We start from the raw sequence: 15,790 nt of genomic DNA, 5'->3' as shown, positions 1-15,790 counted from the left end.
GGTCCGGCGTGACAGTCCTGCTTCCGGCGGCGTGACACCGCCGCCGGGACGCTGTTGCCCTTCGAGGTCCATACCTTGGAGGAGATCCCATGCTCAGCCTACTTGAGGTCGCCCAGGTCCAGCAGATCGCCGAGCTGGCGCGCAAGGCGGGCGATGCCCATCGCCAGCTGATCGGCGGCCTGCACGACATCGACCTGGGCGACCAGCCGCTGGAGCGCGGCAGCCGCAATCCGACGGATCTCGACAGCCTCAACGTCCTCGAAAAAACCACAAAGCTGGGCGAGATTACGCAGTTGCGGGCGGCCATCGACGCCCTGCCGCCCGATGCACGGCACGAGCTGAAGGCCGTGATGCTGATCGGGCGCGGCGATTTCACCGTCGGTCAATGGGATCAGGCCATGGATGAGGCCGCCCGGACCGCCCCCAGTGGCGATGCCGATTATCTGGTGGAACGGTTGAACCTGCACCAGTACCTGACCAAGGCGCTTTACGCCATGAAGTGCCTGTAGACGGCGTCATCTCGTCGGCGGCGGACGCCAGGAACCGGCGGCCGGGGGACAAGGGTTCGGGAGACAAGGGTCATGAATGGGCGCTGCGGCGCCGGTGCATGACAGCCATTTAATGCCCGAGTAATGCCAGGGGTCTTGCGCCCCGGCGGGGAACGACATACATTAGAACCGTTCCAAGGAGGAGCGGCAAACGATGACGCAGCCGGTGCCGACAGCCGGGCCGGGAGGGGCGTCCGCCGTGTCGCAAGGAGACAGACGCATGACGGCGTATTCCGACAGCATTGACCTTCTGCGGTCCTACACGGCGCAGGCCAATCGCTACCCCATGCTGAAGCCCGAAGAGGAGCAGCAGCTGGCGGAGGCGTGGGTGGAGCGCCAGGATCGCCGGGCCTTCGACCTGCTGGTGAAGAGCCATATGCGGCTGGCGGTGAAGATCGCCTCCAAATATGGCCGCTCCGGCCTGCCGATCGGCGATCTGATATCCGAGGCCAATATCGGCCTGGTCAAGGCGGTGCAGCGGTTCGATCCCAGCCGCGGCTTCCGTCTGGCCACCTATGCCCTGTGGTGGATCCGGGCCGAGGTGCAGTCCTATGTTCTGCACAACTGGTCCATGATCAAGGGCGGCAACACCGCCGCGCTGAAGCGGCTGTTCTTCAACCTGCGCCAGACCCAGCGGCGCCTGGGCTTCCAGGACCGTGTCATGACCGACGCGGAAGCCGCCAAGGTGGCGGAGGAGCTGGGGGCCAGCGTGGAGGAGGTGCGGGAGATGGAGCACCGCTTCGCCACGCCGGTCACCTCGCTGAACGTGCCGGTGGGCGAGGATGGCGACAGCGAGGCCCTGGATCTGCTGGCAGATGACAGCGACACGGTCGAATACCGTCTGGCCGAGAAGAGCGAGATGGATGCCCGCCGGGCCCTGATGGTGGAGGCGCTGACCATCCTGGGCGACCGCGAGCGGCACATCTTCGTCTCGCGCAATCTCAGCGACCAGCCGGTGACGCTGGAGACGCTGGCCCAGCAGTACGGGGTCAGCAAGGAACGTATCCGCCAGATCGAAAGCGGCGCCTACAAGAAGGTGGCGCGGCGGGTGCGCAGCTCGGCCGAGGCCTCGGCCAACCCCATCCTGCCCATGGCCTCCAAGCGGGCCCGGGGCGAGATGCGGCTGCTGTCCTGACCGGCCGCGGCGGCGGCGGATTGCGGCGGTGGGACCCCGCGTCCCACTGCCGCGGTGATTTACCCCCGGTTTCCTTTGGTGTAGGGCTGTGGCAACACAGGCAGCCTTGCACTGCACAAAGAACGCATGGGGGAAGGCCATGAGCGCATCGGCTCAGATCAAACGCATCACCGTCCCGGAGCTGGCGGCCCGCAAGGGCAAGGAGCCCGTGTCCATGCTCACCGCCTATACGGTGTCGGTGGCGCGCCAGCTCGATCCCCATGTGGACTGCCTGCTGGTGGGCGACAGCCTGGGCATGGTGCTGTACGGGCTGGACAGCACCCTGGCGGTGACGCTGGACATGATGATCGCCCATGGTGCCGCCGTGGTCCGCGGCAGCAGCCGCGCCTGCGTCGTGGTGGATCTGCCCTGGGCCAGCTACCAGGAAAGCCCGCAGCAGGCCTTCCGCAATGCCGCCCGCGTGCTGGCGGAAACCGGCTGTGCCGCGGTCAAGCTCGAAGGCGGCCGGGAAATGGCCGAGACCATCGAGTTCCTGGTGCGCCGTGGCGTCCCCGTCATGGGCCATATCGGCCTGACGCCCCAGGCGGTCAATGCCCTGGGCGGCTACAAGGCCCGTGGCCGTTCCGACGCCGAGCAGGAGAAGATCCTGGATGACGCCAGGGCCGTGGCCGAGGCCGGGGCCTTCTCGGTGGTCATTGAAGGGGTGGTGGAGCCTTTGGCCAGAAAGATCACCGAGTCGGTGCCCATCGTCACCATCGGCATCGGCGCCTCCGCCGCCTGTGACGGCCAGGTTCTCGTCTCGGACGATATGTTCGGACTGTTCAGCGGCTTCACGCCGAAATTCGTGAAGCGCTATGCCGAAATCGGCCAGACCATGGCCGAGGCGGCGCGGGCCTATGCCGAGGATGTCCGTGCCCGCCGTTTCCCGGCGGCTGAACACACCTTCGCCGAACGCAAGCCGGCCTGACCGGGTGCGCAGCGGCGGGGGGGGGGCGCAACGGCGCCCGGATTGAACAATGGATAGGGGGGAAGGGCTGACGCCGCTTCCCCCTCTCCGGATCAGTTTGCCGCGGCGGGCTTGCCGGCGGCGGCAGCAGCGGCAGCCCGGGCCTTGCCCACGGGCAGCTCCACATTGACCTCCAGCACCGAACAGCCGCTCTCGCGCTCCAGCTTGATTGCGACCTTGTCGTCGTCGATCGGCACGTACTTCTTGATCACCGCCAGCAGCTCCTTCTGCAGCTGCGGCAGGAACTCCGGGCTGTTGCGGTCGCCGCGTTCGTGCGCCAGCACGATCTGCAGCCGTTCCTTGGCCTGGGCGGCGGGCGCAGGGTCCTTTCGGCGGAAAATGTCGAACAGGCTCATGCAGACCTCCGCAGCAGCCGGTCGAAGAAGCCCTTCTTCTCCGGCTTCATGAAGCGATGCTCCACCTTCTCGCCCAGGAAGCGGGCGACGGCATCGGCATAGGCCTGCCCCGCGGCGGACTTGTCGTCCAGCACCACCGGCATGCCCACGTTGGAGGCCTTCAGCACCGCCGGGCTTTCCGGAATGATGCCCAGCAGCGGGATGGCCAGGATCTCCAGCACGTCGTCGACCTTCAGCATCTCGCCCTTCTCGACGCGCTCCAGGTCGTAGCGGGTCAGCAGCAGATGCTCCTTCACCGGCTCCAGCCCCTGCTCGGCCCGACGCGACTTGGCCTGGATAACACCCAGGATGCGGTCGCTGTCACGCACCGACGACACTTCGGGATTGGTGACGATGATGGCCTCGTCGGCGAAGTACAGCGCCATCTGGGCGCCCTTCTCGATGCCGGCGGGGCTGTCGCAGACGATGTAGTCGAACTCCTTCTTGAGTTCGTCCAGGATCTTCTCGACGCCTTCCTTGCTCAGGGCATCCTTGTCGCGGGTCTGCGAGGTCGGCAGGATGTACAGGTTCTCGACCCGCTTGTCCTTGATCAGCGCCTGGCTCAGCTTGGCTTCGCCGTTGATGACGTTGACGAAGTCGAACACCACGCGGCGTTCGCAGCCCATGATCAGGTCGAGGTTCCGCAAGCCCACATCGAAGTCGATGATGCAGGTCTTGAAACCACGCAGGGCAAGGCCCGTGCCGAAGGCGGCGCTGGAGGTCGTCTTGCCCACGCCGCCCTTGCCGGAGGTCATCGTGACGATCTTGGCCAAGAGGCGTCTCCCAAGGTCAGAGGTTGCTCAAAAACGAAAAGGCCAATCAGACGAAAAACATGTCGAAAGCAAGGCCCCGTGTCAGGCGGCGACGGGGTCGATATGCAGAAAACCGTTATCGAGGAAGATCTGGACCTGCCGGCGACGGATGGACTTGTCCATATCCTCGCTGACACGGTACAGCCCGGCGATGGAGACCAGCTCCGCCTCCAGGCTCTGACAGAAGATCCGGGCGCTGCGGTCGCCGCTGACCCCCGCCAGGGCACGGCCACGCAATGTACCATAGACGTGGATGCTGCCGTCGGCCAGCAGTTCCGCGCCGGGGCTGACCGGCGCCACCACCACCAGATCGCCGCCGGCCGCATAGACCTGCCGGCCCGAGCGCACCGGCTCGGTGACGATCAGCGTGCTGCGCTGATAGGGCAGAGGCTCCGCGGCAACGGCAGGAGGGGCGGCAGGAGAGGCGGCGGCCGGCTCCGGCGCGCTCTGCGGCTGCATGTTGTGAACGCCCTGGGCCGGGCTGCGGCCGGTGCCGGCCAGCGGGTCGAAGCCTTCCGCCCGGCCCTTGGCCGCGGGCAGGGCCGCCAGGCCGGCGGCCAGGGCCGCATCCTGCAGCTCCTTGGTCCCTCCCTGGAGGCCAACGGCGATCAGGCCCAGATTGTGCAGCAGGCCGCAGAAATTCTCGAAATCGAAGGGCACGCCGGCCGGGATGTCGTCCAGGTCCAGCACCACGGGCGCGTTGCGGAAGAAGTTCGGCGCCTGGGCGATCTTGCCGGCCAGCACCGGGAAGAAGTTCGGATTGCGCGGGTCGCCGACCTTCAGCACCATCATGGTGAAGTTTGCGCCGCGCAGCTGGAACGGCGCGTCCCTGGTGGCCACCTGGCTGCTCATTGTCGGTCCTGACCCCGCCCGTGACTGCCGGTGCCGTCGCGGATGGTCGCGGCGGATGATCCGGCCTCTTCAAGCCCGCCGTTCAAGCCCAGATGGGACCCGGCGTCAAGGAAATCCCTCACCCACATCTTGCGACAGGAGACGGTCGCAGCACAATATCTGTTGGAGAGGGAGTTTTCGCCTTTCGATCGTGCAATTTTGCCGCTCTCTTCCCCTTGCGCACGGATGGTCCGGTCACGGCGTCCCGCCCAGCGCGGCCAGGCGCCGACGGTACTCCGCCTCGGGCAGCAGCCCGCGCTCATACAGGACCTTCAGGGCGTAGAGCGATTTGCGGCGGTCCTCGGCCCCGCTCAACCCCTCCTGTCCGGACTCCGCGTCGGTACCGGCAGCGGCGGCGGCGGGACGGCCCGGCGGCCTGCGATGATCCATGGACCGGCCCATGGGATGGCTCCTGTTGCGGCGCGTGTTGCGATGGCTTCAGTCTAATCCGGCCGGCCGGCGCGGGCCAGCACCGTCGCGGGTCATAATCCCCTGTCCAAACGGGCGTAGGCGCAAGATATAGGGTGAAACTTCCGTGACAGACGCAACAGATGCTGACGAAGGGTGTTTTTTGCAGTAGCGTCATGCCAGTGGTTCCCCATGGATGGACGAGGGTTTTGCCGCAGCGCACCTGTCCCCTTCCGCGCACCCGTCCCGCCGCCGGCCTTGCCGCAGGCGGGGGTGGACGCTGCACCGGCGAACCACCCGGCCGCCGCCGTCTCCCGACGCTGGACCGCATCGACCGCACACCTCGCCCGAGGGTGCGGTTTTTTGTTGTCCGGGGGCCGGCTCTCCGCCCGCAAGCCTTCTCAACCCTGTGAGGAGATGCCCCATGGCCAAGCGCCAGCCCAAGTCCCTGACTGCCGACGCCAAGGTCCACCCGCTGTTCCCGCGTGACGGCGGCTGGGACCCGCTGGCCGATGGCGAAGAGCGCCGGGAACAGAGCTATGTCCGCAAGGTCCGGCCCATGAGTGTCGGCCAGGCGGACCTGATGGAGGCCATTGCCACGCACAACCTCACCATGGCGCTGGGGCCGGCCGGCACCGGCAAGACCTATCTCGCCATCACCGCGGCGGTGGAGGCCCTGGAGAAGGGGCGGGTGGAGCGCATCGTCCTGTCCCGGCCGGCCATCGAGGCGGGGGAGAGCATCGGCTATCTGCCGGGCGACATGACGGAGAAGATGGCCCCGTTCCTGCGGCCGCTCTATGACAGCCTGTCGGACCGGCTGGGCATGAAGCGTCTGCGCACCATGATGGCCGACGGCACCATCGAGATCGCGCCGGTGGGCTTCATGCGGGGCCGCACGCTGAACAACGCCTTCGTCGTCATCGACGAGGCCCAGAACTGCACCTATCCCCAGATCAAGATGCTGCTGACCCGTCTGGGCTGGCACTCCACCATGGTGCTGACCGGCGATCCCGACCAGTCCGACCTGCTGAACGGCCTGTCCGGACTGGCCGACATCGCTCACCGTCTGGAAGCGGTGGACGGCATCGCCGTCGTCCGTCTGGCCGACACTGATATCGTCCGCCACCCGCTGGTGGCCAGCATGCTGACGGTGCTGTAGGCGGGCCAGGACCCGGATGAGGCGAGGGGCCAACGAAAAGGGGCGGCCTTCTGTGGCCGCCCCCCGCATCGACCCCGGTCCGGGTTCCGCTTACTTCTCGATGCCATAGGCCTTCAGCAGGAAGGCGTAGACCATGGCCGTCTCCTTCAGCGCGTCATAGCGGCCGGCGGCGCCGCCGTGGCCGGCGCCCATGTTGGTGTAGGACAGCAGCACGCTGTCGCCGGTCTTCATGGCCCGCAGCTTGGCCGCCCACTTGGCCGGCTCCCAATAGGTCACGCGCGGGTCGGACAGGCCGGCGGTGATCATGATGTGGGGATAGGGCTTGGCGCTGACATTGTCATAGGGGCTGTAGCCCTTCATGCGCAGATAGGCGGCCTTCTCGTTGGGGTTGCCCCACTCGTCATACTCGCCGGCGGTCAGCGGCAGCGTCTCGTCCAACATGGTGCTGACCACATCGACGAAGGGCACCTGGGCGATGGCAGCGCGGAACAGACCGTCCGGCGCCAGGTTCAGCGTGGCGCCCACCAGCATGCCGCCGGCGCTGCCGCCCTGGATCGACACGGTGCCCTTGCCGGCATAGCCCTCGGCCACCAGGAACTGGGCGGCGTCGATGAAGTCGAAGAAGGTGTTGGTCTTGTGCTCCAGCTTGCCGTCCTCGTACCAGCCGCGGCCCATCTCGTCCCCGCCGCGGATCTGGGCGATGGCGAAGGCGAAGCCGCGGTCCAGCAGGCTGATGCGGTTGGTGCTGAAGCGGGGGAAGGTGGGGATGCCGTAGGAACCGTAGCCATACAGCAGCACCGGCCGCTTGCCGTCCTTCTCGAAGCCCTTCCTGTAGACGATGGAGACGGGGATCCTGGTCTTGCCGTCGCGCGACGGCGCCATCAGCCGCTCGGTGACATACTGGCTGGCGTCATAGCCGCTGGGGATCGCCTGCACCTTGCGCGTGGTCAGGGTGCGGGCCTTGAGGTCGTAATCATAGACGGTCCGCGGCGTGACCAGCGATTCATAGCTCAGCCGCAGGGTCTGCGCCTCGTAGTCGGCATTGTCGCCGGGGCCGACATCGAAGCTGCTGTCGGGGAAGGCGATCAGATGCTCCTGGCCCTGGGCGTCACGCACCCGCACGCGCTGCTGGCCGTCCTTGCGGTCGAACAGGATCAGCCAGTCGCGGAACGCCTCGATCCCCGTCAGATAGACATCGTCCGATCCGGCGATGACCTCGGTCCAGTTGGCCGGCGACGGGTCCTTGGCCGGGGCCTTGACCAGGCGGAAATTGCGGTGGGTGTCGTTGGTCAGGATCCACAGCGTGTCGCCCTGGTCCGCCACCTGCGTTTCACGGAAGGTCTGGCGCGGCACCAGCACCGTGGGCGCGGCGGTGGGCTGGTCGGCGGACAGCAGCCGGATCTCGTTGCTGGCATTGTTCTGCGCGCCGATGACAATGAAGCGGCCGGACAGGCTCCGGCCCACGCTGACGGTCCAGGGGCCGTCCTTTTCCTCATAGATCAGGACGTCGCTCTTGGGATCGGCGCCCACGGTGTGGCGCATCACCTTCTTGGCCCGCTGGAACTCATCCTGCAGCGTGTAGAATAGGGTCTTGCTGTCGGAGGCCCAGGCCACGCCGTAGCTGGCGCCGCTGATTCCGCCGCCGATGGTCTTGCCGGTGGTCAGGTCCTTGACCCGGACCTTCAGCTGCTCGGAGCCGTCATCATCCTCGGTGAAGGCCAGATAGCGTCCGTCCGGGCTGGGGCTGGCGCTGCTGACATGCATGTAGCCCTTGCCCTCGGCCAGGGCGTTGACGTCCAGGATGGTGGCGAAATCGCCCTTGCCGGCCGGGCGGCGCACATAGACCGGGTACTGTTTGCCGGCCTCGTAGCGCACCTGGTACTCGTAGGCGCCTTCCCGGTAGGGCACGCCGCTGTCATCCTCCTTGATGCGGCCCTTCATCTCCTCGAACAGGGTGCGGCGCAGCGGCGACTCGGCGTCGCCCAGCACCCGCTCGACATAGGCGTTCTCCGCCTTCAGATGCTCCAGGATGGCCGGATCGTCCACGGTGGGATAGTCGCGGTCGCGCATCCAGTCATAGGGATCGACGCGCACATCGCCATGCTTCTCCAGCGTGGTCGGTACCTGCTTGGCCACCGGCGGCGGCGGAAAGGCGCTCTGGCGGAACTCCGCCGCCGATCCGGCCAGCGCCGCGGCGCTGGCCAGCCCCACCATCAAGGAAAGCGCGGCCCCAGCCACGGCCGATCCCGTCGTCCTGTTCATGTCTGTTCCGTCCCGTTCTTGTGTTCGGCCTGGACGGGGGCGAGCCGGTCCAGGAATTCCATGATATCGGCCAGCACCCGGTCGCGGATGGCATCGGTTTCCATCAGCAGCTCGTGCCGGGCGCCGGCATAGCGCCGGTGGGTGCAGTGCGGCAGCCGCCGGGCCGCCGCCGCGTGCCGGTCCAGCCGGACGATGCCGTCATTGACACCCGACAGCAGCAGCACCGGCAGATCCATTGTCTCCAGCAGCGATGGGGCCAGCAGGTGCCGGATCGAGGCCAGCGCCGCCGCCAGCCAGCCCCAGCTGGCGCCGCCCAGGGCCAGATCCGGATGCTCCGTGAACAGCCGCACCTGGGTCTGGAAGCGCACGGGGTCGCCGGTCAGGCGGTTGCCGGCGAAGACCGTGTCATGGGGACCCCAGTCGCGCTGGCCCCAGGCATAGCGCTCGCCCAGGCCGCGGCCGACCATGGCCGTGGCGATGCGCAGGGCCAGCCCTTCCGGCATGGGCAGGCGCACGCCCAGCATGGGGGCACAGGCGATCAGGCCGGCGAAGGGGGGCACGCGCCCGGGGCCGCCCTGCGCGGCCCGCTCGGCGGTCCGGTCTGCCGCGAATCGCAGCAGCAGGTGCCCGCCCATGGAATGGCCCAGCGCGATGACCGGCTGCGGCATGTCGGCCAGCAGGGCCGGCAGCGCCGCCTCCAGATCGTCCAGGAAGGTCTCGAACCGGTCCACATGGCCGCAGAGCCGGTTGGCCGCCATGCGGGCGCTGCCGCCCTGGCCGCGCCAGTCCAGGGCCACGGTGCGGTATCCCCGCGCCGCCAGCGCCTGCGCCAGCTCCTCGTATTTCTCGATGGCCTCGCAGCGGCCGGGCAGCAGCAGCACGCTGCCGCGGGCCGGACCGGCCGGTGCCGGCCCATGGCCCAGCCGCAGCCAGGCCCCGCCGGGGCGGGACAGGCGCTCGAAACGCCAGAACGGAGCGTGTGTGGCAAGACAGGCGGCATCCCGCACGGTCGGGCGCTCCGCTGTGCTGGTGGACGGGAGGGGCAGCCTAGCGGCGGGCCAGCGCGACGGGCAAGCAGGAACAAAGATGGGACCGCATCGCGGCCGGGCACGGCCCGCGGCGGTGCCGGTTTGACCGTCACCCTGGCGCGGAGGTAGTATGTGCAGCGCAGCATGCCCCCACCCCGCCGGGCCGCCCAGGGGGCGTCGGCCTGACCAGAGTCGGCCCGCCGCAGAGGAGACGCCCATGGACGCCATCACCCGCCGCACCGGCCTCGACCCCGCCGATCTCACCGGCTTCTATCTGGAAGACCTGTATGTGGGCATGCGCGGCGTCTATGCCCGGACCATCACGGAAACCGACATCGTCATGTTCGCCGGCATCTCCGGCGACACCAACCCGATGCATCTCAACGAGGAATATGCCCGGGCCACGCCGTTCCAGGGCCGCATCGCCCATGGCATGCTGTCGGCCTGCTTCATCACCACGGTGCTGGGCACCCGTCTGCCGGGGCCGGGCACCATCTATCTGTCCCAGACCCTGCGCTTCCGCTCGCCGGTGCGCATCGGCGAAACGGTGACCACCACCGTGACGGTGAAGGAGATCGTGGCCGAGAAGCGCCGCGCCATCCTGTCCACCATCTGCACCGTGGGCGAGACCACGGTGATCGAGGGGGAGGCCATGGTGATGGTTCCGCCGCGTCCGACCGGCGACGCGGCCTGATCCGCGTTCCTTCCGGGCGATCTGCCGGTGGGGCTGGACCGGGCAGGGGGCTTGCGACTATATCCGTGCCCGTACCCCTGCGCGGCACCGCCGGCTGCGGGCATGCTCCGGCAGGGGCTGCCCCTCGGCGGCGTCTCCCCGAGTGAACCGGACTCCGGCCTGATGAAGCTGTATCGTCATATCGTTGGTCAAGAGCCTGCCGATCGCGCCGCCCCCGACCAGGGCTCCGCCGATCCGGGGGCGGCGATCCGCGGCAGCGTCGTGGCCCTGGGCAATTTCGACGGGGTGCATCTGGGCCATCGCGCCGTCATCGCCGAGGCCCAGGCCGTGGCGCAGCGGCTGGGGGCGCCGTCGGCGGTGCTGACCTTCGAGCCGCATCCCCGCAGCCTGTTCCGGCCCGACGATCCGCCGTTCCGGCTGACACCGCTGCGCATCAAGGCCCGGCTGATCGAGGCGCTGGGGGTGGATGCGCTGTTCGCCCTGCATTTCGACCGCGCCTTCTCGCAGCACTCGGCCGAGGCGTTCGTCCGCGACGTGCTGGTGGCGGGGCTGGAGGCGCGCCATGTGGTGGCCGGCTATGACTTCGTCTTCGGCCACCGGCGCCAGGGCACCATCGACTTTCTGCGCCGCATGGGGACCGGCCTGGGCTTCGGCGTCAGCGAGGTGCGGCCGGCCGCGGCACCCGACGGCACCGTCTATTCCTCCACCCGGGTGCGGGAGCTGCTCCAGGCCGGCGAACCGGACAAGGCGGCGGCCATCCTGGGCCATGCCTTCGAGATCGAGGGCCGGGTCGAGCATGGCGACAAGCGCGGACGCACCATCGGCTTTCCCACGGCCAATATCGAGCTGGACGATTATCTGCGTCCCCGCTTCGGCGTCTATGCCGTCCGGGCCGGCATCGACCAGGGCGAACGGACCGTGTGGATCGACGGGGTGGCCAATCTGGGCCGCCGTCCCACCGTCGGCGGGCTGGTGGAGCGGCTGGAGGTCAATCTGTTCGATTTCGACGGTGATCTCTATGGCCGGCACCTGCGGGTGCAGCTGCGGCATTTCCTCCGGCCCGAGATGAAGTTCGACGGGCTCGACCATCTAAAAGCCCAGATTGCGCGGGATGCAGAGACGGCCCGCCGCGTCTTGGCGGCAGACAGGGGCAGACAGGGATAGATGATGATGACCAGGGACGCGGTGGCGGCACCGCAGGTGCGCCGGCGCATGCTGGCGGTGGGATTCGGCGTAGCCGCCCTGGCCTTCGTGCTGGACCAGCTCAGCAAATGGTGGATTCTGCATGTGGCGCTGCCCTGCCTGGCCGGCACCACCGGGCCGGGCTGCCTGGCGCCGACGGCGCCGACCCAGATCACCGGCTTCTTCAATCTGGTCATGGCCTGGAACCGCGGCGTCAGCTTCGGTCTGTTCGCCCACGAGGCGGACTTCATGCCCTATGTGCTGATCGCCATGGCGCTGGTCATCAGCGCCGTTCTGGTGGTATGGCTGCAGCGGACGCAGCAGCTCTTCCAGGCCGTGAGCATCGGGCTGGTGATCGGCGGCGCCCTCGGCAATGTCATCGACCGTGTCCGGTTCGGGGCCGTTGCCGATTTCCTTGACTTCCATATTGCGGGCTGGCACTGGCCGGCCTTCAATGTGGCGGACAGCTGCATCGTCGTCGGTGTGGTTCTCCTGGTAGCCGAAGGCCTGTTCGCGCGGCCCGCGCGGGGGTAAGGTCGGGAACTTGTTCAGAAGGTACGGATCGGACCATGGGTGAGGTTAAGGTTTCGCGGGCCGTTCTGCCGGCCATGATGCTGCTGGCCGTGGCCGGTTCGCTGTCCGCGTGCAGCTTGTTCGACCGCTCGTCGCCCGACGAGTTCCAGGTGGTGGCCCGTGCGCCGCTGGAGGTCCCGCCGGACTACAGCCTGCGTCCGCCGCAGCCGGGCAGCCCGCGTCCGCAGGAGCTGGACCGCGAGGCGCGCAACGCCGGCAGCGTGTTCGGTGCCGCCGGCGGCGGCACGGGCGGGCTGATCGATCCGCGCGTCAGCCGTCAGCAGAGCAACGGCGAAGGCGCGCTGCTGGCCCTGGTCGGGGCCGATCAGGCCAATCCCGACATCCGCGCCATCGTCGACCGCGAGAATCCGGGTGTCGTGGTCGGGGATCGGAATTTCCTCGACAAGCTGATGTTCTGGAAGGGCGAGCAGCAGCCCGACATCGTGACCCAGCCGGGCAGCCGGGATGACACCGTCACCCCGAGCGCGCCGCGCAGCAAGGTCGCCATCCCCGAGCCGGGGTCGGGCGGTGCGCCCGGCGAGTCGCGCGGTGTGCGCATCCCCCTGGGCAACTGAGCCCCGGCGGGACCCGGTGCGGACCGGGCCGACAGAAGGCAGAGAAGGGCGCTGGCGACGGCGCCCTTTTTGTTTGCCGGCTTCTGGCCGGAGCGTGGTGGACGGTGAAGATGAACCCGGTTTCATTTGGCGGACGGGTCCGGGCGGGCCACAGTGCCGCCGCGGACCGCGTGCCGCGCGGCGGCCCGGGGGTCTGACCCGACGGCGACCGGTATCATCGGGCACGCCGGCCTGTTTCCCTGTTCCCTCCTGCCCGTGCCCGAGGTGTGACCCGTGACTGCACTGCCCCTTGCCCGTCTCCGCCGCCATGCCGCCGGCCTGGCCGCCGGGGCGGCCCTGACGGCGCTGGTGGCGCTGGCGCCGCCAGCCTTCGCCCGCGTCTTCGATCCGGAAACCTTCACCCTGTCCAACGGCATGCAGGTGGTGGTGGTGACCAACCGCCGCGCCCCCGTCATCAGCCAGATGGTCTGGTACAAGGTGGGCTCCGCCGACGAGCCCTGGGGCAAGTCCGGCATCGCCCACTTCCTTGAACATCTGATGTTCAAGGGCACGGATGAGATCGCGCCGGGCGAATTCTCCAAGACCATCGCCCGCAATGGCGGCCGCGACAACGCCTTCACCAGCCACGATTACACGGCCTATTTCGAGAATATCGCCCGCGACCGGCTGGAACTGGTCATGGGCATGGAGGCGGACCGCATGGCCGATCTCCGCCTGACGCCGGAGATCACCAAGCCCGAGCTGGCCGTGGTGCTGGAGGAACGGCGCCAGCGCACGGAAAACAATCCCGGCGCCCGGCTGGCCGAACAGCTCAACGCCACCCTGTTCGTGCATCACCCCTACGGCACCCCCATCATCGGCTGGATGAACGAGGTGGCGTCGCTGGACGACAAGGACGCGCTGGCCTTCTATCGGCGCTGGTATGCCCCCAACAATGCCGTGCTGGTGGTGGCGGGCGACATCACCGCCGCCGAACTGAAGCCGCTGGCCGAGAAGACCTTCGGCAAGGTCCCCCGCCGTGATGTGCCCGAGCGCATACGGGTGCAGGAGCCGCCGACCGAGGGCCAGCGCCGCATCACCCTGGTCGATGCCCAGGTGCGCCAGCCCAGCTGGCAGCGCGTGTGGAAGGCACCCTCCTACCATGACGGGGCCAAGGAGCATGCCTACGCGCTGGAGGTGCTGCAGACCATCATGGGCGGCGGCGCCACCAGCCGGCTCTACCGCACGCTGGTGGTGGAGCAGAAGCTGGCCGCCGGCGTCTCCCTGTCCTACGACGCCCAGGCATTCAATCTCGGGACCCTGGCCATCGGCGCCAGCCCGGCGCCGGGCGTGGATCTGGACCGGCTGGAACAGGGCATCGAGGCCGAGGTGGCCCGTCTGCTGAAGGACGGCGTCACCCAGGCGGAGGTGGAGACGGCCAAGACCCGGCTGACGCGCGAGGCCATCTTCGCCCGCGACAGCCTGCAGGGGCCGGCCTATGCCTTCGGCCAGGCGCTGGCCACCGGCGGGACGGTGGAGGATGTGGAGGCCTGGCCCGACCGCATCGCCGCCGTCACTGTCGAGCAGGTCAATGCCGCCGCCCGCGCCGTGCTGACCCCGAACACCAACGTCACGGGCATCCTGCTGCCCGATCCCGATGCCCCGGTCACCGGTCCGGCCGCCGCCGCGGCGCCGCTGGTGCCCACGACCCGGGGGGAGGAGCATTGATGACCGCCCTTTTCCGTAGCATGGCCCGTACCGCCGCCCGGCAGGCGCTGGCCGCCACCCTCGCCATTGCCGCCCTGGCGCTGCTGGCCCTTCCGGCCGGTGCGGTGGAGATCGAGCGGGTGGTCAGCCCCGGCGGCATCGAAGCCTGGCTGGTGCGTGACCAGAAGAATCCCGTCATCTCCCTGCAGTTCGCCTTCGACGGCGGCTCGGCGCTGGACCCGCAGAACAAGCTGGGGCTGGCCACCATGGTGGCCGCCACGCTGGATGAAGGCGCCGGCAGCCTGGACAGCCAGGCCTTCCAAAAGAAGCTGGAGGACAATTCCATCGGCCTGAGCTTCGGCGCCGGCCGCGACAGCTTCGGCGGCGGGCTGACCACGCTGGTGGAAACGCGGGAGACGGCCTTCGATCTGCTGCGGCTGGCCCTGACCCAGCCCCGGTTCGATGCCGACGCGGTGGAGCGCATCCGCGGCCAGATGACCGCCGGCCTGAAGCGCAGCCAGGCCGATCCCAACTACTGGGCGCAGCTGACCTTCTCGTCGACCCTGTTCCCCGACCATCCCTATGGCCGTCCGGCGCGCGGCACGCTGGAGACGGTGCCCGCCATCACCCGCGATGATCTGGCCGGCTTCGTCAAGGCCCGGCTGGCCCGCGACACGCTGAAGGTGGCCGTGGCCGGCGACATCAGCCCGCAGGATCTGGCCAAGGTGCTGGACCGGGTGTTCGGCGGCCTGCCGGCCAAGGCGGCCCCCTTCGCCGTGGCCGATGTGCAGCCCAAGGCGGCCGGGGAGACGGTGCTGGTGCCGCGCCCGATCCCGCAGACCATCATGGTCATGGGCCAGGCCGGCATCAAACGGCAGGACCCGGACTGGTACGCTGCCACCGTGCTGAACTATGTGCTGGGCGGCGGCAGCTTCTCCTCGCGTCTGATGGAGGAGGTGCGGGAGAAGCGGGGTCTGACCTATGGCGTCAGCTCCGGCCTGCAATCCCTCGACCACACCGCCCTGGTCACCGTGGGCGGTTCCACCGTCAACGCCAAGGCCGGCCAGGCCATCGACCTGATCAAGCAGATCTGGGGCGAGGTGGGGCAGAGGGGCATCACCGAGGCCGAACTGAACGATGCCAAGACCTATCTGACCGGCTCCTTCCCGCTGCAATTCACCTCGAACGGTGCCATCGCCGGTATCCTGCTCGACGTGCAGCAGGAGAAGCTGGGGATCGACTATCTCAACCGCCGCAACGACCTCATCAACGCCGTGACCCTGGCCGATGTGCAGCGGGTGGCCAAACGCCTGCTCGACCCGGCGCAGCTGACCACCATCGTGGTCGGCCAGCCCGAGGGTGTGACGCCGACCCGCACCGCCGCCGGTGAGCGCGGCTAGGGATACCACTTTCTGGCATGTGGCTTGCTTCCCTCC

General features: G+C 68.5%; 16 protein-coding genes. 10 read left to right on the top strand and 6 right to left on the bottom strand.

All coding sequences use genetic code 11. From position 1 onward, the window contains the following. Positions 1 to 89 precede the first annotated feature (89 nt). The 3 genes from DK368_RS18050 (at position 90) to panB (ending at position 2,650) form a co-directional block, all read left to right on the top strand. Positions 90 to 509 carry a DUF3775 domain-containing protein gene (locus DK368_RS18050; protein ID WP_114395375.1) on the top strand — a complete coding sequence of 140 codons (420 nt, stop codon included), beginning with the start codon at positions 90 to 92 and terminating at the stop codon, positions 507 to 509. A gap of 259 nt (positions 510 to 768) precedes the next feature. After that, a complete protein-coding gene (locus DK368_RS18045) occupies positions 769 to 1,683 on the top strand; it encodes an RNA polymerase factor sigma-32 (protein ID WP_114395374.1) in 915 nt (304 codons plus the stop codon). 139 nt (positions 1,684 to 1,822) lie between these two features. After that, positions 1,823 to 2,650: a 3-methyl-2-oxobutanoate hydroxymethyltransferase gene (gene panB, locus DK368_RS18040; protein WP_114395373.1), complete on the top strand. Its 828-nt coding sequence runs from the start codon at positions 1,823 to 1,825 to the stop codon at positions 2,648 to 2,650. A gap of 92 nt (positions 2,651 to 2,742) precedes the next feature. On the opposite strand, the gene minE is transcribed toward panB, so the two are convergent. From minE to DK368_RS18020, 4 genes are all read right to left on the bottom strand, one after another. Beyond that, positions 2,743 to 3,045 carry a cell division topological specificity factor MinE gene (gene minE / locus DK368_RS18035; protein ID WP_114395372.1) on the bottom strand — a complete coding sequence of 101 codons (303 nt, stop codon included), beginning with the start codon at positions 3,043 to 3,045 and terminating at the stop codon, positions 2,743 to 2,745. Beyond that, a complete protein-coding gene (gene minD, locus DK368_RS18030; protein WP_114395371.1) occupies positions 3,042 to 3,857 on the bottom strand; it encodes a septum site-determining protein MinD in 816 nt (271 codons plus the stop codon). Before minD ends, minE begins: the two co-directional genes overlap by 4 nt. Positions 3,858 to 3,938: 81 nt before the next feature. Continuing rightward, a complete protein-coding gene (minC, locus tag DK368_RS18025; RefSeq protein ID WP_114395370.1) occupies positions 3,939 to 4,748 on the bottom strand; it encodes a septum site-determining protein MinC in 810 nt (269 codons plus the stop codon). A gap of 234 nt (positions 4,749 to 4,982) precedes the next feature. Then, positions 4,983 to 5,189 (bottom strand): hypothetical protein, encoded by a 207-nt coding sequence (locus tag DK368_RS18020; protein WP_114395369.1) that lies wholly within the window; start codon positions 5,187 to 5,189, stop codon positions 4,983 to 4,985. A gap of 430 nt (positions 5,190 to 5,619) precedes the next feature. Between DK368_RS18020 and DK368_RS18015 the strand changes: the two genes are divergently transcribed. Further along, positions 5,620 to 6,354 carry a PhoH family protein gene (locus DK368_RS18015; RefSeq protein ID WP_114395368.1) on the top strand — a complete coding sequence of 245 codons (735 nt, stop codon included), beginning with the start codon at positions 5,620 to 5,622 and terminating at the stop codon, positions 6,352 to 6,354. A 90-nt stretch (positions 6,355 to 6,444) separates the two neighbouring features. On the opposite strand, the gene DK368_RS18010 is transcribed toward DK368_RS18015, so the two are convergent. After that, the gene (locus tag DK368_RS18010; protein WP_114395367.1) at positions 6,445 to 8,616 is read right to left on the bottom strand and encodes a S9 family peptidase; all 2,172 of its coding nucleotides are present in this window, start codon (positions 8,614 to 8,616) and stop codon (positions 6,445 to 6,447) included. After that, positions 8,613 to 9,623, bottom strand: a complete 1,011-nt coding sequence (locus tag DK368_RS18005) for an alpha/beta fold hydrolase (protein WP_162306089.1) — start codon at positions 9,621 to 9,623, stop codon at positions 8,613 to 8,615. The genes DK368_RS18010 and DK368_RS18005 overlap by 4 nt, the downstream gene beginning before the upstream one ends. Before the next feature lie 238 nt (positions 9,624 to 9,861). On the opposite strand from DK368_RS18005, the gene DK368_RS18000 reads away from it, so the two are divergent. From DK368_RS18000 to DK368_RS17975, 6 genes are all read left to right on the top strand, one after another. After that, the gene (locus DK368_RS18000) at positions 9,862 to 10,338 is read left to right on the top strand and encodes a MaoC family dehydratase (protein ID WP_114395434.1); all 477 of its coding nucleotides are present in this window, start codon (positions 9,862 to 9,864) and stop codon (positions 10,336 to 10,338) included. Between the two features lie 162 nt (positions 10,339 to 10,500). Then, complete coding sequence (locus DK368_RS17995; RefSeq protein WP_114395365.1) at positions 10,501 to 11,502, top strand: bifunctional riboflavin kinase/FAD synthetase; 1,002 nt, start codon at positions 10,501 to 10,503, stop codon at positions 11,500 to 11,502. After that, complete coding sequence (gene lspA, locus DK368_RS17990; RefSeq protein WP_338045707.1) at positions 11,503 to 12,054, top strand: signal peptidase II; 552 nt, start codon at positions 11,503 to 11,505, stop codon at positions 12,052 to 12,054. It begins immediately after the preceding gene. A gap of 35 nt (positions 12,055 to 12,089) precedes the next feature. Next, a complete protein-coding gene (locus tag DK368_RS17985; protein WP_114395364.1) occupies positions 12,090 to 12,668 on the top strand; it encodes a DUF3035 domain-containing protein in 579 nt (192 codons plus the stop codon). Between the two features lie 273 nt (positions 12,669 to 12,941). Next, the gene (locus tag DK368_RS17980; RefSeq protein WP_114395363.1) at positions 12,942 to 14,375 is read left to right on the top strand and encodes a M16 family metallopeptidase; all 1,434 of its coding nucleotides are present in this window, start codon (positions 12,942 to 12,944) and stop codon (positions 14,373 to 14,375) included. Next, positions 14,375 to 15,754 carry a M16 family metallopeptidase gene (locus DK368_RS17975; RefSeq protein ID WP_114395362.1) on the top strand — a complete coding sequence of 460 codons (1,380 nt, stop codon included), beginning with the start codon at positions 14,375 to 14,377 and terminating at the stop codon, positions 15,752 to 15,754. Before DK368_RS17980 ends, DK368_RS17975 begins: the two co-directional genes overlap by 1 nt. Positions 15,755 to 15,790: the final 36 nt, after the last annotated feature.

This window comes from Oleisolibacter albus (assembly GCF_003336875.1).
Taxonomy (GTDB): Bacteria; Pseudomonadota; Alphaproteobacteria; order Azospirillales; family Azospirillaceae; genus Niveispirillum; species Niveispirillum album.
The sequence above is the reverse complement of the archived record's forward strand: the minus strand, read 5'-3'. Positions and strand labels throughout refer to the sequence as shown.